Origin of the sequence: Pelagimonas sp. (genome assembly GCF_050633425.1) — a bacterium.
Taxonomy (GTDB): Bacteria; Pseudomonadota; Alphaproteobacteria; order Rhodobacterales; family Rhodobacteraceae; genus Pelagimonas.
Genome location: NZ_JBOEGM010000004.1, coordinates 365,470 through 381,610, shown reverse-complemented (window position 1 = coordinate 381,610; position 16,141 = coordinate 365,470). Strand labels below are relative to the sequence as shown.

General features: G+C 53.3%; 18 protein-coding genes. 11 read left to right on the top strand and 7 right to left on the bottom strand.

The window, feature by feature from the left end:
* Positions 1 to 76: 76 nt before the first annotated feature.
* Positions 77 to 1,456, top strand: coding sequence for a polysaccharide biosynthesis/export family protein (locus ACRBB0_RS03785; RefSeq protein ID WP_431373065.1), 1,380 nt, complete (start codon positions 77 to 79; stop codon positions 1,454 to 1,456).
* A gap of 15 nt (positions 1,457 to 1,471) precedes the next feature.
* On the opposite strand, the gene ACRBB0_RS03780 is transcribed toward ACRBB0_RS03785, so the two are convergent.
* The gene (locus tag ACRBB0_RS03780; protein WP_431373064.1) at positions 1,472 to 2,227 is read right to left on the bottom strand and encodes a metallophosphoesterase; all 756 of its coding nucleotides are present in this window, start codon (positions 2,225 to 2,227) and stop codon (positions 1,472 to 1,474) included.
* A 95-nt stretch (positions 2,228 to 2,322) separates the two neighbouring features.
* A complete protein-coding gene (gene pncA, locus ACRBB0_RS03775; RefSeq protein ID WP_431373063.1) occupies positions 2,323 to 2,916 on the bottom strand; it encodes a bifunctional nicotinamidase/pyrazinamidase in 594 nt (197 codons plus the stop codon).
* 107 nt (positions 2,917 to 3,023) lie between these two features.
* Between pncA and ACRBB0_RS03770 the strand changes: the two genes are divergently transcribed.
* The 3 genes from ACRBB0_RS03770 to ACRBB0_RS03760 are packed head-to-tail and all read left to right on the top strand — an operon-like array spanning position 3,024 to position 6,247.
* Positions 3,024 to 4,241 carry an Hsp70 family protein gene (locus ACRBB0_RS03770; RefSeq protein WP_431373062.1) on the top strand — a complete coding sequence of 406 codons (1,218 nt, stop codon included), beginning with the start codon at positions 3,024 to 3,026 and terminating at the stop codon, positions 4,239 to 4,241.
* Positions 4,242 to 4,279: 38 nt separating this feature from the next.
* A complete protein-coding gene (locus tag ACRBB0_RS03765; RefSeq protein ID WP_431373061.1) occupies positions 4,280 to 5,209 on the top strand; it encodes a rhodanese-related sulfurtransferase in 930 nt (309 codons plus the stop codon).
* 57 nt (positions 5,210 to 5,266) lie between these two features.
* Complete coding sequence (locus tag ACRBB0_RS03760; RefSeq protein ID WP_431373060.1) at positions 5,267 to 6,247, top strand: aldose epimerase family protein; 981 nt, start codon at positions 5,267 to 5,269, stop codon at positions 6,245 to 6,247.
* On the opposite strand, the gene fliP is transcribed toward ACRBB0_RS03760, so the two are convergent.
* Genes fliP through fliF form a run of 4 tightly spaced genes read right to left on the bottom strand, consistent with a single transcriptional unit; the run spans position 6,231 to position 9,497 of the window.
* Entirely contained in the window at positions 6,231 to 6,965 is a 735-nt protein-coding gene (gene fliP, locus ACRBB0_RS03755; RefSeq protein WP_431373059.1) for a flagellar type III secretion system pore protein FliP, read from the bottom strand. The genes ACRBB0_RS03760 and fliP overlap by 17 nt on opposite strands.
* A 9-nt stretch (positions 6,966 to 6,974) precedes the next feature.
* Positions 6,975 to 7,262: a FliM/FliN family flagellar motor switch protein gene (locus ACRBB0_RS03750; protein WP_431373058.1), complete on the bottom strand. Its 288-nt coding sequence runs from the start codon at positions 7,260 to 7,262 to the stop codon at positions 6,975 to 6,977.
* Positions 7,255 to 7,863, bottom strand: a complete 609-nt coding sequence (locus ACRBB0_RS03745) for an ABC transporter ATP-binding protein (RefSeq protein ID WP_431373057.1) — start codon at positions 7,861 to 7,863, stop codon at positions 7,255 to 7,257. Before ACRBB0_RS03745 ends, ACRBB0_RS03750 begins: the two co-directional genes overlap by 8 nt.
* On the bottom strand, positions 7,860 to 9,497 hold the full coding sequence (gene fliF / locus ACRBB0_RS03740; protein WP_431373056.1) for a flagellar basal-body MS-ring/collar protein FliF: 1,638 nt from the start codon (positions 9,495 to 9,497) through the stop codon (positions 7,860 to 7,862). The genes ACRBB0_RS03745 and fliF overlap by 4 nt, the downstream gene beginning before the upstream one ends.
* Before the next feature lie 116 nt (positions 9,498 to 9,613).
* Between fliF and ACRBB0_RS03735 the strand changes: the two genes are divergently transcribed.
* The 5 genes from ACRBB0_RS03735 to ACRBB0_RS03715 all read left to right on the top strand — a co-directional run bounded on the left by ACRBB0_RS03735 (position 9,614) and on the right by ACRBB0_RS03715 (position 12,222).
* Positions 9,614 to 10,129, top strand: a complete 516-nt coding sequence (locus ACRBB0_RS03735) for a flagellar basal body-associated FliL family protein (RefSeq protein ID WP_431373055.1) — start codon at positions 9,614 to 9,616, stop codon at positions 10,127 to 10,129.
* A gap of 13 nt (positions 10,130 to 10,142) precedes the next feature.
* Positions 10,143 to 10,499: a hypothetical protein gene (locus ACRBB0_RS03730; protein WP_431373054.1), complete on the top strand. Its 357-nt coding sequence runs from the start codon at positions 10,143 to 10,145 to the stop codon at positions 10,497 to 10,499.
* Positions 10,500 to 10,507: 8 nt separating this feature from the next.
* Positions 10,508 to 11,152 (top strand): MotE family protein, encoded by a 645-nt coding sequence (locus tag ACRBB0_RS03725; protein ID WP_431373053.1) that lies wholly within the window; start codon positions 10,508 to 10,510, stop codon positions 11,150 to 11,152.
* Positions 11,153 to 11,286: 134 nt separating this feature from the next.
* Complete coding sequence (locus ACRBB0_RS03720; RefSeq protein WP_431373052.1) at positions 11,287 to 11,835, top strand: L,D-transpeptidase; 549 nt, start codon at positions 11,287 to 11,289, stop codon at positions 11,833 to 11,835.
* A gap of 189 nt (positions 11,836 to 12,024) precedes the next feature.
* Entirely contained in the window at positions 12,025 to 12,222 is a 198-nt protein-coding gene (locus ACRBB0_RS03715) for a hypothetical protein (protein ID WP_431373051.1), read from the top strand.
* A gap of 10 nt (positions 12,223 to 12,232) precedes the next feature.
* Here the strand turns inward: ACRBB0_RS03715 and ACRBB0_RS03710 are convergent, their stop codons facing one another.
* Positions 12,233 to 12,895, bottom strand: a complete 663-nt coding sequence (locus ACRBB0_RS03710) for an arylesterase (protein WP_431373050.1) — start codon at positions 12,893 to 12,895, stop codon at positions 12,233 to 12,235.
* 16 nt (positions 12,896 to 12,911) lie between these two features.
* Here ACRBB0_RS03710 and ACRBB0_RS03705 point away from each other — a divergent pair, with 16 nt between their 5' ends.
* Together ACRBB0_RS03705 and ACRBB0_RS03700 are read left to right on the top strand one after the other, a co-directional pair.
* A complete protein-coding gene (locus ACRBB0_RS03705; RefSeq protein WP_431373049.1) occupies positions 12,912 to 13,601 on the top strand; it encodes an ABC transporter ATP-binding protein in 690 nt (229 codons plus the stop codon).
* Positions 13,598 to 16,114 (top strand): ABC transporter permease, encoded by a 2,517-nt coding sequence (locus ACRBB0_RS03700; protein ID WP_431373048.1) that lies wholly within the window; start codon positions 13,598 to 13,600, stop codon positions 16,112 to 16,114. The genes ACRBB0_RS03705 and ACRBB0_RS03700 overlap by 4 nt, the downstream gene beginning before the upstream one ends.
* The last annotated feature ends 27 nt before the right edge of the window (positions 16,115 to 16,141 follow it).

Below are 16,141 nucleotides of genomic sequence, written 5' to 3'. Positions count from 1 at the left end.
ACATTCAACGCCACATTGGGGAGAGTTCACCTTGGTCATTTCGGCGATAGGTAAGAGAACCTGCAAAGAAGTAGGCATGAAACTCTTGAACAAAAACAAAATCTTGCGGGCGTTTGCATTTTCGACGTTCTTCGCAACATCCGCATGCGGTGTCCTATACCAAAGCCCAAATGTGACTGAACGCGAGGACGGATCACCTGTCACGGTGGTTCCACTTTCGACCGAAACAGTTGCGCGCGCCAACTCAGCGCCATACACGCCGCGCGCGTTGCCATCTGTGTTTTACGCGACGGCCGGCAATGGCAGCCCAGGCAACGGTGTCGGGGCAATTCCGGCCTCTCCCTATTTGCCGTCGGCCAACCCTCAACAGCAACAGTTTCGCCCGCTTCCAGATGTTGCACCAGAAGCCTATCGCATTGGCGTAGGTGACATTTTGCTTCTGGCAACACGCGGGACAGGCACAACAGTCGAACAACTGTCCGGACTACTGGCCGCTCAAAATCAGCGCGAAGGATATACAGTCCGTGATGACGGCTCCATTGCGATTCCTGAAGTTGGGCCAGTTCAGCTCTCGGGTTTGACCATTCAACAAGCTGAGGATCGTCTATTTCAGGTTTTGGTTGAAAACCAAATTGACCCATCGTTCAGCCTTGAGGTTGCTGAGTTTCACTCCAAGCGTGTGGCTGTCGGTGGTGCCGTAAAGACCGCGAAACTGGTCCCTATTACGCTGAACACGTTGACTTTGTCCGAGGCCATCACCGCCGCGGGCGACATTTCCGTTCGCGACAAAGAATTCGCGCTTATCCGTATTTACCGGGACGGGAACCTCTATCAGATTCCTGTAAGCTTGTACTTGGATCGGCAAGACTTGCAGAAAAAGGTCTTGCTGAACGGCGACGCGGTGTTTGTGGACACAAGCTACGACCTTGACCGCGCCGTTGAGTTTTTCAAAGCGAAAATTGACGTCATTTCCCTGAGAACCTCTGCGCGCAGCACAGCTTTGCAGGCTCTTGATACAGAGATTTCTCTGCAAAGAGCCTCCCTGGATGAGCGTCGCCATTTGTTCGACCTCCGTCAAAAACTGGGTGCTGAAAAGCGGGACTATGTTTACTTAACGGGCGAAGTTGACTCTCAAAGCCGTTTTGCCTTGCCCTACCAGCAACATGCAACTTTGGCTGACGTGCTGTATGGTGAGGGCGGGTTCGACAACACGACCGGCGATCCGACCCAGATTTATGTCTTAAGGGCGGATGACAAATCCGATGCGTCTGGTTCAATTACGGCCTACCACTTGAACGCGCGCAATGCCGCCGACCTGATCATCGCGACGCGGCTTCAAATGCGTCCAAATGATGTGGTCTTTATCGAAGAGCAGCAGATCACCAAATGGAGCCGCGCTCTTCAACAACTGTTCCCATCCTTGCTGAGAACGGTTGAGGGTTCGTTGCTACCTTAAAACCGAAATGGCCCGCTACGCGGTTATGAAAGTCACCTTGGCTTTTTCAACCAGTGCAGCGGTCAGTTTCCCCGTCGCGTAGGCACCGGTATCAACTGAAATTCTGCCATCAACCGATACGGCAGAGTCGACAATCGTGTGTCCATGCACAACCCATGTTCCATCGCGCCTTGGTTTCTTATCGAATTCCGGGTGCCCCCAGAGCAACGTTGACCGATCTTGCCCGTCAATCGGCAATTCAGGGTCCGCAGCCGCGTGAACGACCGCGACATTTCCAGTTATCCATTGTGAAGGCAGGTTTCTGAGCCAGTCTTCAAGGTCAGCCCCCAGCGCACCCTTAAAGGCGTCGCGCACTTGCATCCATTCAGCGTCAGCAACGGATGACCCTCTGGGTGCCGCTATTTTGAAACTCGCCAGTGTTTGCAAGCCTCCATAGCGCAGCCATCGCGACCCGTGCCGAACCGGATCGTCCAAAAAGTTAAGCATCATATGCTCATGATTACCCATCAGACATTCCATCAAGCCGCCGGACTGGGAATGCATCTCATACAAACGCTGTAACACCGCCGCGCTATCTTCTCCGCGATCAACGTAATCACCGACACAAATCAGCATTGCATCTGGATGTGCCACATCGGTGAGCTTAACCAGCAGATTTTGCAGCAACTGGTCACTTCCGTGAATGTCACCAACAGCGAAAAATGGAACATCCGGGGCCAATTCAGCCTCGAAAGAAGGCAGCGCCTTCTTGCGTTTTTTAAAGAACATCATACCACCTATCTAGGCGCGCTAGTACTTTCCGCCAAGGAGAAAATCGGCCGGGTTTGAGCAAACTCGCCTCTCCTGTCGAAAACCGTCGGAATGAGCTACACAAGTCTCACGCCAGCGGTTTTCATACCCTCTTTGGCACCCGTCAAAGAGCCGTCCAGATCAATCGCTCGACATAGGTCTTGCCGAACAGAAACGTCAAACCCAAGTTTTGCGGCGTCGACCGCAGAAAAGTTTACGCAAAAATCTGTCGCCAATCCCACAAACGTTAAATCAACTATGCCGCGCGTGCGAAGATACCCTTCCAAACCGGTCGGCGTTTTGTGGTCGTTTTCGAAAAAGGCCGAATAGCTGTCGATCTCGGGCCGAAAGCCCTTACGAACAATGATGTCAGCCTTATCTATATTCAGGTCCGCATGAAAATCCGCCCCCGACGTGCCTTGAACACAATGATCGGGCCACAACACCTGTGGGCCATAGGGCATGTCGATCACATCAAAAGGTGCCTGTGACCTATGCGAGGACGCAAATGAACTGTGCCCGACCGGGTGCCAGTCTTGGGTCAAAATGACGGCGTCAAACGCATCCATCAGCGCATTGATCGGTGCAACAATTTCATCACCCTCGGTTACCGCCAACGATCCGCCTGGGCAGAAATCGTTTTGTAGGTCGATCACAATCAAAGCCTGCATCGCACATGCTCCCTTTTCCAATTCAGGAACAGTTTAGGAGCCAGGAAAAGGAATTGCCATGTGCTCTTTGCTTGTCTATTTGAACGTGCTTTCGGAAGGGGTTGACCATGGCCAGATTGGGATTGGATTTCGGGACATCAAACACGGCTGCCGGAGTTTTGGCGGGCGGCAAACCGTTTGCGATTCCGCTGGAGCCTGATGCCACGACCCTACCCACGGCCGTGTTCATCGACTTTGCAGAACGGCGTTACATTTACGGATCTTCGGCAGCAAGGGCCATGATGGATGGTGCCGAAGGGCGGTTTTTGCGCGCTCTTAAAAGCATTCTTGGCACGCCGCTCGCACGGGAACAGCGCAGCTTTCTAAATGAACGAATCTCACTCATTGAGATTATCGCCCGGTTCTTGTCGGAAATTCGTACCCGGTCAGAGAGCTTTACAGGGATGCCGTTTGAAACCGCGTTATCCGGGCGCCCGGTGCATTTCCACTCGGCCTCGGCGGAACGTGATGCCCAGGCTGAACAGGACTTGCGCGACGCCTATTTGCTTGCGGGTTTCAAAGATGTCAGCTTTTTGCCCGAGCCAGAGGCCGCTGCTCTCGCTGTTGCCGGCCAAGGGCGTATGCTCATCGTCGATATCGGAGGTGGCACGTCTGATTTCACCCTTTGCGACCGTGTCGGAGATAAGACGCATGTGTTAGCGAGCCGCGGTGTGCGCATCGGCGGAACCGATTTTGACCGCATTCTTAGTCTTGAAAATGCTATGCCTCTTTTGGGTCATGGTGCCCAAATCGGTGCAGAGCTCAGCAGCAAAACCCATACCGCGCCACGCGCGCTCTTCTACGATTTGGCCAGTTGGGAAAAAATCGCCTTTGTCTACGACCCGGCGTTGTTAAGGGAAGTGCGGCGCTGGGAACGGGTCGCCAAGGAACCACATTTGTTTGAACGGCTTGGCGAAGTTCTAGAGGCGCATCTGGGTCATGACATTGCCTATGCCGTTGAAGCCGGAAAAATCGCAGCCAACGGATCGACCTCAGGCGAAATCTTGTTGGACATCGTCGAACGTGGCCTCAGTGTTGAGCTTCAACGCGACGCGATGCAATCGGCCCTAGCTGGGTTCGCCGACGACATCGGGGCGCATGCAATGGGTACGCTGGATGATGCTGGCTGCGCGGCGGATTCCGTTGACATGGTGGTGTTTGTTGGCGGCTCCAGCCTCATGGCAATGGTTCGCGAAAAACTCGCGCAATGCCTTCCCAACGCCCGGCAGGAAGATGCCGAAGTCTTCACTGCTGTGGTGAATGGCTTGGCAATCGCCGCAGCGTAGCGCTTGCCCGACGCCCAACAAATGCTTATCCGGTAGCCATGTTTACTGTATGCGCTCTCTATCACTTCACCCGCTTCGACGACCCCGCCAATTTGCGGGACCCTCTGTTGCAGCTTTGCCGCGAGCAAAGCATTACCGGAACGTTGCTTTTGGCAAACGAAGGAATCAACGGAACAATTGCCGGTCCCAAATCCGGAATCGATGCGGTATTGGCACATATTCAAAACCTTCCCGGCTGCGACAATCTTGAGTGGAAACTATCCTCTGCTCAGGACCGTCCGTTTGCGCGGATGAAGGTGCGTCTCAAGCGCGAAATTGTGACAATGGGCCAACCCAATGTCGACCCAACATCTGACGTGGGCAACTATGTTGATCCTGCAGATTGGAATGAGCTAATTCAAAGCCCGGACGTCGCGGTTATTGACACTCGCAACGATTATGAAGTCTCAATCGGAACGTTTGACGGTGCCATTGATCCCCAAACCGCCACCTTTCGGGAGTTTCCGCAGTGGTGGGAGGAGAACAAAGACCGCTTTCACAACAAGCGTATCGCAATGTTTTGCACAGGCGGAATTCGGTGTGAAAAATCAACCAATTGGCTAAAGCAGCAGGGTGTCGAAGATGTCTATCACCTAAAGGGCGGCATTCTGAAGTACCTCGAAGAAACCGCGCCGGAAGATAGTACGTGGAATGGCGAATGCTTTGTTTTTGATGGCCGGGTGTCCGTCGGGCATGGCCTGCAAGAAGGCCCTCATGCGCTTTGCCACGCCTGCAGAAAACCGATTTTGCCATCAGACAAATCCAATCCGGCTTATGAACACGGTGTATCTTGCCACCTATGCATCGACGAGACGTCAGAAGATGACAAAGCGCGTTTTCGCGAGCGGCAAAAACAGATTTCCTTAGCCAAGGCCCGAGGCGATCGGCACATGCACGCAGATGTTTTAGACGACCCATCTAAGAATTAGTCGTTGGCGGTAACTCTGGGTTTTTCTGACGTCCTCTGATAGGTCTGCTTCAACACAATGAGAAGTCCTATGTCCGATCAAATCACGTCCGCCGTTCTACAAAATGACATTACCAAAATAACAGTTTTGTCCATGGGCTGTTCCATTCAAGATTGGCAAGTCAACGGACGCCATGTGGTCTTGGGGTACTCTGATCCTGAGATGTACCGATCAAATCCCTGCGTTCTGGGTAGCATTGTTGGTCGTATTGCCAATCGAACCGCGGGCGCTGCGTTTGAATTCGACAATGCACTTTGGACCCTGCCTGCGAACGAGGGGCCAAACCATATTCATGGCGGTCCTGGTGGATTGGCTTGGCGCAACTGGGACTTGGTTCAACACGACGATACATCAGCAACGCTCACACTTCATTCAGCACATCTTGATCAAGGCTATCCCGGTGCTGTCGATTTTTCGGTACATCTTACGCTTAGGGGCGGTGCTTTGACATGGGATATGACGGGTACTCCGGATCGCGAAACCCCCTTAAACTTAGCCCAGCATGTCTATTTCAATCTCGCGGGTGCCGGTGATGTGCTCAATCATTCGGTTCAAATTGATGCCGAAAAGGTAACACCAACTGACGTTGATCTGATCCCAACCGGCCAGTTTTTGGAGACCAAGAACAGCCGATTTGACTTTCAAAAGCCAATCAGAATTGCCAAACAAGATCCTGAAAATCGCGGCTACGATCTGAACTTTGTATTGAACAAAAGCTCTGATCCTCAGGCAATTGTCACATCCCCTGATGGTACGAAGTTGCGTTTATGGACCGATCAGCCTGGCTTGCAATTTTATTCCTCTCAACACCTGACTCCGCTGGGCGCAAAAAATGCTGGAGCATCGCATCACCCCAACTGTGGATTTTGCGTTGAGGCCCAGAAGTTCCCAAATGCCATCAACCAACCAGCCTTTGGATCAATTTTGTGCACTCCGGATTCCCCGTATCGGCAGACGACAACAATCGAAATTCAAGAAAGTTCTAGAAATAACCCCTGACCAAGCTGCTCGCAATCAATGCCCATCCGTCCGCTATCACGAAAAATGCCAACTTAAACGGAAGAGATACAATTGCAGGTGGGACCATCATCATACCCATCGACATCAAAACAGCCGCAACCACCAAGTCGATAATGAGGAATGGTAAGAAGATCAGGAACCCGACTTGGAAAGCACGCGCCACTTCTGAAAGCATAAAACTCGGAATAAGAACAGAAAGTGGTGCCTCTGGTTGGAGAGTCGTCTGAGCTGCATCTGGCCTTAGATCCGCCATGGCACGGTATGTTTCTGGGTCGGCCCGGTTTGCCATAAAGACGCGAAACGGCTTAAGTATTTCAATTGCTGCCGCTTCCACATCAACTTCTTCGTTTAAGAGAGGTTGAACACCAGAGTCCCAAGCCTCCGTGAAAACCGGTTCCATCACAAAGTAGGTCAGAAACAAAGCAAGGCTGACAATGAGCATATTGGGCGGTGATTGCTGTAGACCGACAGCCTGACGAAGTATTGCCAGCACAGTAACCATAAATGGAAAACAGGTGATCATGATCGCAATACCGGGCGCAATGCTCAGTAAGGTTATCAAAATGATCAACTGTATGCTGGTGCCGGTTACCGATCCGCCATCGCCCAAATTAAGCTCGAGCGATTGCGCGGCAACGTCTGTGCCGACGAAAGCCCCGATGAGTGCTATCAATATAGGCAAAAGGGCGAAACGCATATTCTTGCCTCAGGAAGGATTATTCAGTTCGGAAACTTCGGTTAGACGAACTGCCAGTTGCCCCTGCCCGTCCCCCTCCATCACTTCGAGAACCCCTATGCCAATCAACTTCTCACCAACATATAATTCAACAGGATCATCAAGTTGCTTGTCTAAGCTCAAAACTGAACCGGCAGCGAGCTGCAAAAGATCACGCACCAAGGGCCTTGCCTTGCCGACGGAAACGGTGATTTCTATTGGAACGGATGTGAATGCCGTTGCTGCCTCGCCCCGTGGTGTAGATTGTGAATTATCCATTGGCCAATTTCCTTCGATTGTCATGGGCAAACCCGTCAACGGCCTCGGAGACCGACGCAATCAGATCACCTAGATCAATTTGTTTTTCTGTTTGCCCCAAGCGTATGTCGGCTTGCTCATTGGCGAGCGTATCATCTTCAACTAATTGTATAGGAAAGCTAAATTCCCCTTCCAAAAGTGGCGCTACCATTTCGGTATTAGAGGGCGATACAGCCACCACGACTTCCAATGACCCAATTTCTTGCGCCATGCTTTGCAATTGTTCGACAATATGGTGACCTAATGTTGCCCGCGCAATTTCTGGCAAAAGCGCTGCCACCATCTCATCAAGCAAGGGTGTCATCGCATTCATGACCTGACTGTAGGCCTCATGATAGGTAAACGACAGATCTTGAAGGTGTTGGCCAAATGCACTTGAAATCCGGCTGCGATCATCTGACTGGGCTTTTACGGCATCATCCCAACCCGCGCGGTAGCCGTTTTCAAAAGCTTCCAGCTTTTGCCCCTCAAGATCAGATTCGCTAAACGACGGAGCCTCAGTTTCGATAGTCGGTTGCACAACTTGAGAAAAGTCATCTAGAAATTGGTGCAATGCACTCATCGCGCCTCCTCCTTGTCTTCCTCGAGCCAGCTTCGCAAGATCTCAACGGTTTCAGTTTTTCGTTCTTCGATTAGGTTGCGCAGACGATCTACAGGATCTTCACCACCGCTATCCGCTCCAGGCATGTCGAAATCGACCATTCCCATGCCACCGAAGCCACCACCATCGCCAGCCATTGGCAAATCTTCGAATCCTCCGGCTGGTTCAATTTCACCATCTAAAGCCGGTGATGAATCATCTAGAGGCGACGGCAACGCATTGGAAACCCCTGCTGTCAGAGCCGTTGAAGACTCGCTCGAAGATGCCAGAACCGGACGAACAACAAATAGCCCCAAGATAAGCGCGACAACCGCTAAAACACCCATTTGAAGCAAACGCATTGTATCAATATTGCCAACAAACATACTCGGCTCAATCGGACCTGTGCCCAATCCTTCGGGGCGCTCGAAGGGCAGAGACCGAATTGTAATTTGGTCGCCTCGTGCCTCTTCGAAGCCGACTGCAGATGACACCAAATCGTTCAATGCCTGAATCTCTGGCTCCGGCAATGGCACAAATGTCTGTGATCCATCCTCTGCGGGTTCGTAGGTCCCGTTTACCAAAACTGCCACGGTCAATCTGCGAATCGCACCGGGGACCCTTGTAATTTCACGTGTTGTTTCAGACACTTCGTAGTTAACACGCTCACGTGTTTCGGCTTTGGACGAAGATGTCGCATCCGCGCCGCCACCGTTGCCTTCCGGTAAATTGGACGCCACGCTTACGTCGCCTCCACCGCTGCTGTCGGCTTTGTCATTGCGCTCTTCCGAGTCCGTCGAAACCACGACCCGCCCTTCGGGGTCAAAACTTCTCTCCCGGATCAACTCGCTTTCAGTGACTGTATCAACGCTCACTTCAACCACTGCGTTTCCGACGCCAACCCGCGCTTCCATCAGCCTTTGTACACGGTCACGCAATTGCAGTGCTTTATCGTCGGCGGTAGGGCCGGCGGGGCTATCTGCGTCCGCTCCAATCAACCCACCTTTTCCGTCGATAACAGCAACACTTTCAGGAACCAGCCCTGGAACGGCCGAGGAAACCAGATATTTTAGGGCTCGTGCCTGTTGCGGCGTTATCGCACCAGCGCTGGGTGTGACAGAAATCGACGCCGTTGGAGTGACATCACGTTGAAAGGGATTCGCGCTACTATTGGCGATATGAACCCGTGCATTCGCAACTGCCGGGTTGGCAACAATAGTTCGGGCGAGTTCCCCCTCCTTGGCGCGCCAATAAGCGGCATCAAACATTTGGGATGTGGTACCGAAACCCGATAGCCCATCCAACAATTCATATCCCTGGCCACTATTGGCTGGTAAGCCTTCGCTCGCCAAAGTGAGTCGCAGGGCATCACGTTCAGAATCAGGAACAAAAATTGCTCCACCTCTCACGTCAAATTGGACCCCTCGCCCCTCGAGAGCTTTGACAACGTCGCCAGCGGCTCCGTTTTCCAAACCCGCGTATAATAGTGACATATTCGGTGCCGAAGCTAATCGCGTCAGCCCCAAAACGGCGAGAATCATCGCCAAAGTAGCCCCTAAGACCACGATCCTCTGCCGGGCACCCAACGTACTCCAGACTGAAACAACTTGCTGCAAGACGAACCTCCGCTCCAAACATTCTGTTCGGTTGAATTGAGTTTCGCGCATTCAGCTTAACAATCAGTTAGCCCATTTCTGTCAAAACTGTTTCACGGCAAGAAAAGAGGTTTAATATGTCTGATGCCACCGTAGACGAAGAAAACGTCGAAGATGCGAAACCGTCCAAACTCCCACTAATCATTGGGATTGTATTGGCTTTGGCTGGTGGCAGCGGTGGTTTTTATGCGGCTCAATCTGGGCTGCTGGGCGGCTCCGGTGGTGAAGTGGCCCATGATTCGGCAGATGAAGTACACGATTCAGAAGAAGTCGTCGAAACAGCTCCATTGCCGGATGTGTCATTTATTGAAGTGCCTCCACTGGTGATTTCATTGGGGTCTCGGGCGCAGGCCAACCACTTGCGTTTTCGCGCCAGTTTGGAGGTGCCCAAACAGCATGCCGTCGAAGTTGAAGGGATATTACCTCGCGTTCAAGACGTGTTGAACAGCTACCTTCGCGCATTGGAACCTCGGGATCTTGAGGCAGCCGGCGCTCTCATAAAACTGCGCGGTCAAATGCTTCGCAGAGTCAGACTTGTCGCGGGTGAGGGACGTGTACGCGACTTGTTAGTGCTTGAATTTGTACTGAATTAAAAAGGGGACGGGAATGGAAATGATCGCTGATATATTGCTTGTAGCGGGCGCATTGGGCGCTGGCTTCTATTGCTTCATTCTGGCACGCCGTTTGACACGGTTTACCGACTTAGAAAATGGCGTTGGAGGCGCAGTCGCGGTCTTGTCGGCGCAAGTCGATGATCTGAGCAAGACGCTAACGCAAGCACAGCAGAGCGCTGGCGACTCATCAAAGTCACTGGGCGAGTTGACCGAACGAGCCGAAGATGTGGCGCGCCGACTAGAACTTTTGGTGGCATCAATGCATGACTTGCCACAGGCAAGCACGGCACCACCATCTACCGCTCCTGATAATGCCGACCCGGTTTTCGTCCGTCATCCGCGAAATTGAGGTGAACTATGCCATTGTTGAAAAAAACAGCATCAAAACGCGCAAAAAAACGGCCTCGTCGCAAGGCGAAGGGGGCCTTGTCTGCTATTGGAGCGCTGCTATTGGCGTCCGCAGCCTTGCGAATTGGGGTGGGAGCCGGAGAAGCCTTGGCTAGGGAAGGCGGCGAAGAGATTGAAGCCCCAGCAATGACCGAAGTTGCAGAGGTGGGGCAACCTGTTCACTCTGCTCAAACAGACATCGCAGATGAAGATGTAATGCCTCTTCTCAAGGCTTTGAATGACAGGGAGGAGAGAATTGCGAAGCGCGAAGAAGGCATCGCTGTTCGCATGCAGGCTCTTTCGGTCGCCGAACAAGAAATTGAGCGCAAGCTCGTGGCCCTCAAAACCGCAGAAGAACGTCTGCGTGATACAATGTCATTGGCCCAAACGGCCGCCGAGGATGACATCACGAGGCTCACAGACGTTTACGCGAATATGAAACCCAAGCAAGCTGCCGCTCTATTTGAAGAAATGGATCCAGAATTTTCAGCTGGTTTTTTGGCTCGAATGCGGCCTGACACCGCCGCTGGAATCATGGCGGGGCTTAGCCCTTCGACCGCCTATACGATAAGCGTCGTTCTGGCCGGTCGAAATGCCAGCGTCCCCAAGGAATAGTCAGTTGTCGGTCGGAATGGCTAAAGTTTGCTTACACACAAGGTTGTGACACTCGTCACCCCGATCATAGGATTGATTTTCGCCCGAATTTGCGCAACATAATCCGCGTTTACCAAATTAGGAATTGTGCCGCCATGATCACTCGTCGAACCTTTGTCGCTGCAGCTGCGTCGTCCATCGCCATGCCGGCGCTGGCATTCGAAGTTGATCCGGTTTTTCGCCCTCAATCTGTTGGCATCAAGAAAGACTTGGAACCAGGGCAAATCCTGATTCTTCCGCGCGCGCATTTTCTTTACTACGTAACTGATTTCGGGCAAGCGAGGCGCTACGGCGTGGGCGTTGGCAAGGCTGGTTTAGAATTTACTGGTACCGCCAAGATCGGAGCCAAGAAAGAGTGGCCGACCTGGAGACCAACCAACGAAATGATTGAACGCGACCCACATCTTTACGGCAAATTTTCTGGAACTGACTATGTGCAGCCAGGTGGCCCAGGCAACCCACTTGGGGCTCGTGCCCTTTACCTGTTCCAAAACGGCCGCGATACTTTTTTCCGGATTCACGGAACGACGGCTCCTAAATCAATTGGCCGTTCGGTCTCAAATGGCTGTATCCGCATGCTAAATGAACATGTTGAGGACCTCTATGACCGCGTGCCAATTGGGGCCAAGGTGACTGTTCTCTGAACATCGTTTTCAGACGTTGAATTGCATAGGCTAGGTCATTCTCTGACCTGGCTTTTTTGTTGGGGCACGAATTTTTTCGCCTGGGGTAGAGATCTTTCCGGCCCCCGCCACATTCTCGCCCAAGTCATCCTTCTTAATCTTTTGGAAAGACCTGCGGCGATACCCTCACCTCAGGAAGGAGATGAGGATATGGCGTTCGTGGCAATTTTGATCGGAAGTGTACTTGGGTTTTTCGCTGGCTTGATCGGCTTCCTGTTTTTTGGACTGCCCCTCGTAACAGCCATAGCGCTTTATTTGATCTGTGGTGTCGGAATGGGCGCACTCACAGCCAGCTACACGGTGATCCGCTGCATTCTCATGACCAGAACACATTTTTCACCGGCGTAAACATCCAAATTCAGTGTTTGGACAATAGCTCTTCGACTTTTGGTCCAACAACCTGAACTATTCGTTCTACACCCTCGGGGTTGGGGTGAATCCCGTCCTTTTGCATAAACTGAGCGACCGATGACGGCGTTCGGTCTTCCCCCAGTCCAGCAAAGAAGGTGTTCAAATACGTGGCACCATACTTTGTCGCCAAGTCAGGATACAGCGCATCGAACTCTTCTTTGTACTCAATTCCGAAATTCCCCGGGGCTTCCATCCCGATCAACAAGACCGCAAGCTCCCGTGCCTGCGCCACTTTTAAAATGCCTTCGATATTCCGACGCGTTTCTTCTGGAGCAAGGCCGCGGAGCAGATCATTCCCACCGAGGGTCACGATCATCGCACTAATTTCTGGCGTCAATGACCACTCAACCCGCGCAAAACCACCCGCAGATGTGTCGCCTGAGACGCCGGCATTGACGATCCGCACGTCTTGACCTCGATCAACCAACCAACCTTGAAGTTGAGGCACAAATCCATCTTGCTCAAATAGCCCATAGCCCTGTGTCAAACTGTCTCCAAGAGCCAAGATTTCGACTGTTTCGGCCTTTACCGGGACCACTGAGAGAAAAACTCCCACTATCGCTATCTTGCAGCGCGCCAACCACGTACCATATCTCACTGAATGCTTCATTGTCGGACCTTTCCAAATGCCTGATCCAGTTCTTTCTCTCCAAGATGTCACTTTAAGCCTGCGTGGCAATGCCGGAGATGTCGAAATTCTGCATGGAATCAGTTTAAATGTCGGAAAAGGAGAGAGTTTGGGGCTCATTGGCCCTTCGGGATCCGGCAAATCATCTTTGTTGATGGTTATGGGCGGGCTGGAAAAAGCATCCTCCGGTCAGATTTTGGCGCTTGGACAAGACTTAACAAACATGGATGAAGACCTCTTGGCGCGGTTTCGTCGCGATCACATGGGCGTGGTCTTTCAATCTTTTCACCTGATTCCGACCATGACAGCCTTGGAAAATGTCGCGACACCTTTGGAATTAGCTGGCAAAAAAGACGCTTTCGCCCGCGCAGAGCAGGAACTTGAGGCCGTGGGTCTTAGCCACCGAAGCGATCACTATCCCGCGCAAATGTCAGGTGGTGAACAGCAAAGGGTGGCCCTTGCCCGAGCGTTGGCACCGCGCCCGGATATATTGCTGGCGGATGAACCAACCGGAAACTTGGATGGTCAAAACGGTCAGGCTATCATGGACCTAATTTTCGGCCTATCGGAACAGCACGGCGCGACCTTGGTGCTTGTGACCCATGCGCCAGAACTCGCGGCTCGGTGCGATCGAACCATACGACTGAACGACGGATTGATTGATCAAAGCCAGAAGGCTGCAGAATGAGCTGGCGCATTTCCACCCGCTTTGCCAGACGCGAATTGCGCGGCGGGTTGCAGGGGTTCAGGATTTTTATTGCGTGCCTTGCACTTGGCGTGGCTGCAATTGCGGGTGTTGGCTCCGTTAGATCGGCCATCCAATTGGGCCTTACCGAACAAGGCGCTGTGTTGTTAGGTGGCGATGCCAAGGCCGAGTTTACCTACCGTTTCGCCAACGAAGACGAACTGACTTGGCTCAATGGCATATCCGATTCCATGTCCGAAGTGACTGATTTTCGGTCAATGGCCACCGTTGAGAGCAATGGCACAACCGAACGCGCGCTCACTCAGGTTAAATCAGTTGATGACGCCTATCCGTTGGTCGGGAACGTCATCACCGATCCCCCCTTGCCCATTTCACAGGCCTTGCAAGGGCAAGGGGCCCTTATGGCACCCGCTTTGGCAAATCGATTGGGCCTGTCACCCGGCGATCGTTTCCGGCTCGGCACACAAGAATTCACGCTGAGCGCCATTTTGACACGTGAACCGGACGACGCAGGCGATGGTTTTGGCCTTGGGCCACGCACCATCGTCAAAACATCGGCTCTGGAAGGATCAGGCCTGTTGGCTCCCGGGTCTTTGTTTGACACCGAATATCGGCTCACACTTCCCGCCGGAACAGACCTTGACGCCCTAGCAGATCGTGCAAAGTCGGAATTTGAACGCAGCGGTTTGAAGTGGCGCGATGCCCGGAATGGCGCTCCGGGTGTCGCCCGGTTCGTTGATCGTTTGGGAAGCTTTCTCGTGCTGATCGGCTTGTCCGGCCTTGCGGTTGGCGGTGTCGGTGTATCCGCAGCCGTGCGCGCCTATCTGGCACGCAAAACGGCTGTGATTGCGACGTTGCGCACACTTGGGGCAACAAGGGCGGTTATCTTTCAGACCTATTTCATCCAAATCGGCGTTCTTAGTCTTGTTGGTATCGCCATCGGCTTAATTCTAGGCGGGTTGGTTCCAATCCTGCTTGGGCCATTGATCGGAGCCGCCCTGCCCATACCCGCCGTGTTCACCTTGCACCCCGGCCCACTGGCCGAGGCCGCCCTATACGGCGTTTTAACCGCTTTGGTTTTCACCCTATGGCCGCTGGCCCGCGCCGAAGAAGTCCGTGCAGCGACCTTGATGCGCGACGCGCTTGAAGGGGCCAAACGACTGCCTGCCGCCAGATATATCCTGGCGACTTTGCTGCTTCTTGGCATGCTTGTCGGCACCGCAATGCTGTTCTCGGGAAATGCGTTTTTGACGATCTGGACCGCGGGCGGCATCCTTGCAGCACTCTTGATTTTGACATTTGCGGCTCAGCTCATTCGGGCAACGGCACGCCGGTCATCGCGAAGAGTGCGCGGCAGGCCTATCTGGCGTTGGGCGCTTGCGGCCATTGGGGGCCCCGGTGAAAGCGCCGGTGCCGTCGTTATTTCTCTGGGGCTTGGACTTTCCGTACTCGCCGCTGTCGGGCAGATTGATGGCAATCTGCGTGGTGCGATTGCCCGTGATCTGCCTGACGTAGCGCCGTCTTATTTCTTTGTGGATATTCAGCGGGATCAAATGCCCGGTTACCTGGAACGGTTGGAGAGCGATCCTGCCGTCTCACGCATCGACAGTGCCCCGATGTTGCGCGGCATTATTTCGAAAATCAACGGTCAGGATGCCGTCGACGTTGCGGGTGAGCATTGGGTGGTTCGCGGGGATCGCGGAATCACCTATGCTGCCGAACCTGATGAAAGGTTCACCATCACCCAAGGCGAATGGTGGCCGAAAGACTACTCTGGTCCACCGCAGATCAGCTTTGCCGCTGAAGAGGGTGAAGAGCTTGGCCTGAAACTGGGCGATACTCTCACGCTCAACATTCTGGGCCGCGACATCACCGCGACCATCACCAGCTTCCGTGAGGTTGATTTTTCGACCGCCGGGATTGGGTTTGTCATGACCCTCAACCCCTCTGCCTTACAGGGTGCCCCGCATTCGTTTATCTCGACGGTCTATGCCGAGGAGCAAGCCGAGGCGCAAATTCTGCGCGATCTCGCCAACACCTTCCCCAACATCACCGCCATTCGTGTCCGCGATGCGATTGATCGGGTGTCTGAAATGCTTGCAGGTATTTCCGATGCCGTGCGCTGGGGCGCAGGTGCCAGCTTGCTCACGGGCTTCCTTGTCTTGATCGGTGCCGCCGCCGCCGGCGAAAGCGCGCGCACCTACGAAGCCGCAGTCCTTAAAACTCTGGGCGCATCACGCGGACGTATTTTGGCGAGCTTCACATTGCGTTCTGCTCTTCTTGGTGCATCAGCAGGGCTGGTTTCGTTGGGGGCGGGCATTTTGGGCGGTTGGGCCGTGCTGACCTTTGTGATGGAAACTGAATTTGTTGTTATTTGGGGGTCCGCATTCGGTGTCATCGCAGGCGGTATTTTCGCAACTTTGCTTGCAGGACTGGGGTTTGCATGGCGCCCCTTGGCCCGACGGCCTGCACAAGTGCTTCGTTCGCGCGAATAGTCACCTTGAATACAACCGCGCAGGCTG

Coding starts and splice junctions, on each gene's coding strand:
- ACRBB0_RS03785 (WP_431373065.1), top strand. CDS start 77: ATGAAACTCTTGAACAAAAACAAAATCTTGCGGGCGTTTGCATTTTCG.
- ACRBB0_RS03780 (WP_431373064.1), bottom strand. CDS start 2,227: ATGATGTTCTTTAAAAAACGCAAGAAGGCGCTGCCTTCTTTCGAGGCT.
- pncA (WP_431373063.1), bottom strand. CDS start 2,916: ATGCAGGCTTTGATTGTGATCGACCTACAAAACGATTTCTGCCCAGGC.
- ACRBB0_RS03770 (WP_431373062.1), top strand. CDS start 3,024: ATGGCCAGATTGGGATTGGATTTCGGGACATCAAACACGGCTGCCGGA.
- ACRBB0_RS03765 (WP_431373061.1), top strand. CDS start 4,280: ATGTTTACTGTATGCGCTCTCTATCACTTCACCCGCTTCGACGACCCC.
- ACRBB0_RS03760 (WP_431373060.1), top strand. CDS start 5,267: ATGAGAAGTCCTATGTCCGATCAAATCACGTCCGCCGTTCTACAAAAT.
- fliP (WP_431373059.1), bottom strand. CDS start 6,965: ATGCGTTTCGCCCTTTTGCCTATATTGATAGCACTCATCGGGGCTTTC.
- ACRBB0_RS03750 (WP_431373058.1), bottom strand. CDS start 7,262: ATGGATAATTCACAATCTACACCACGGGGCGAGGCAGCAACGGCATTC.
- ACRBB0_RS03745 (WP_431373057.1), bottom strand. CDS start 7,863: ATGAGTGCATTGCACCAATTTCTAGATGACTTTTCTCAAGTTGTGCAA.
- ACRBB0_RS03735 (WP_431373055.1), top strand. CDS start 9,614: ATGTCTGATGCCACCGTAGACGAAGAAAACGTCGAAGATGCGAAACCG.
- ACRBB0_RS03730 (WP_431373054.1), top strand. CDS start 10,143: ATGGAAATGATCGCTGATATATTGCTTGTAGCGGGCGCATTGGGCGCT.
- ACRBB0_RS03725 (WP_431373053.1), top strand. CDS start 10,508: ATGCCATTGTTGAAAAAAACAGCATCAAAACGCGCAAAAAAACGGCCT.
- ACRBB0_RS03720 (WP_431373052.1), top strand. CDS start 11,287: ATGATCACTCGTCGAACCTTTGTCGCTGCAGCTGCGTCGTCCATCGCC.
- ACRBB0_RS03715 (WP_431373051.1), top strand. CDS start 12,025: ATGGCGTTCGTGGCAATTTTGATCGGAAGTGTACTTGGGTTTTTCGCT.
- ACRBB0_RS03710 (WP_431373050.1), bottom strand. CDS start 12,895: ATGAAGCATTCAGTGAGATATGGTACGTGGTTGGCGCGCTGCAAGATA.
- ACRBB0_RS03705 (WP_431373049.1), top strand. CDS start 12,912: ATGCCTGATCCAGTTCTTTCTCTCCAAGATGTCACTTTAAGCCTGCGT.
- ACRBB0_RS03700 (WP_431373048.1), top strand. CDS start 13,598: ATGAGCTGGCGCATTTCCACCCGCTTTGCCAGACGCGAATTGCGCGGC.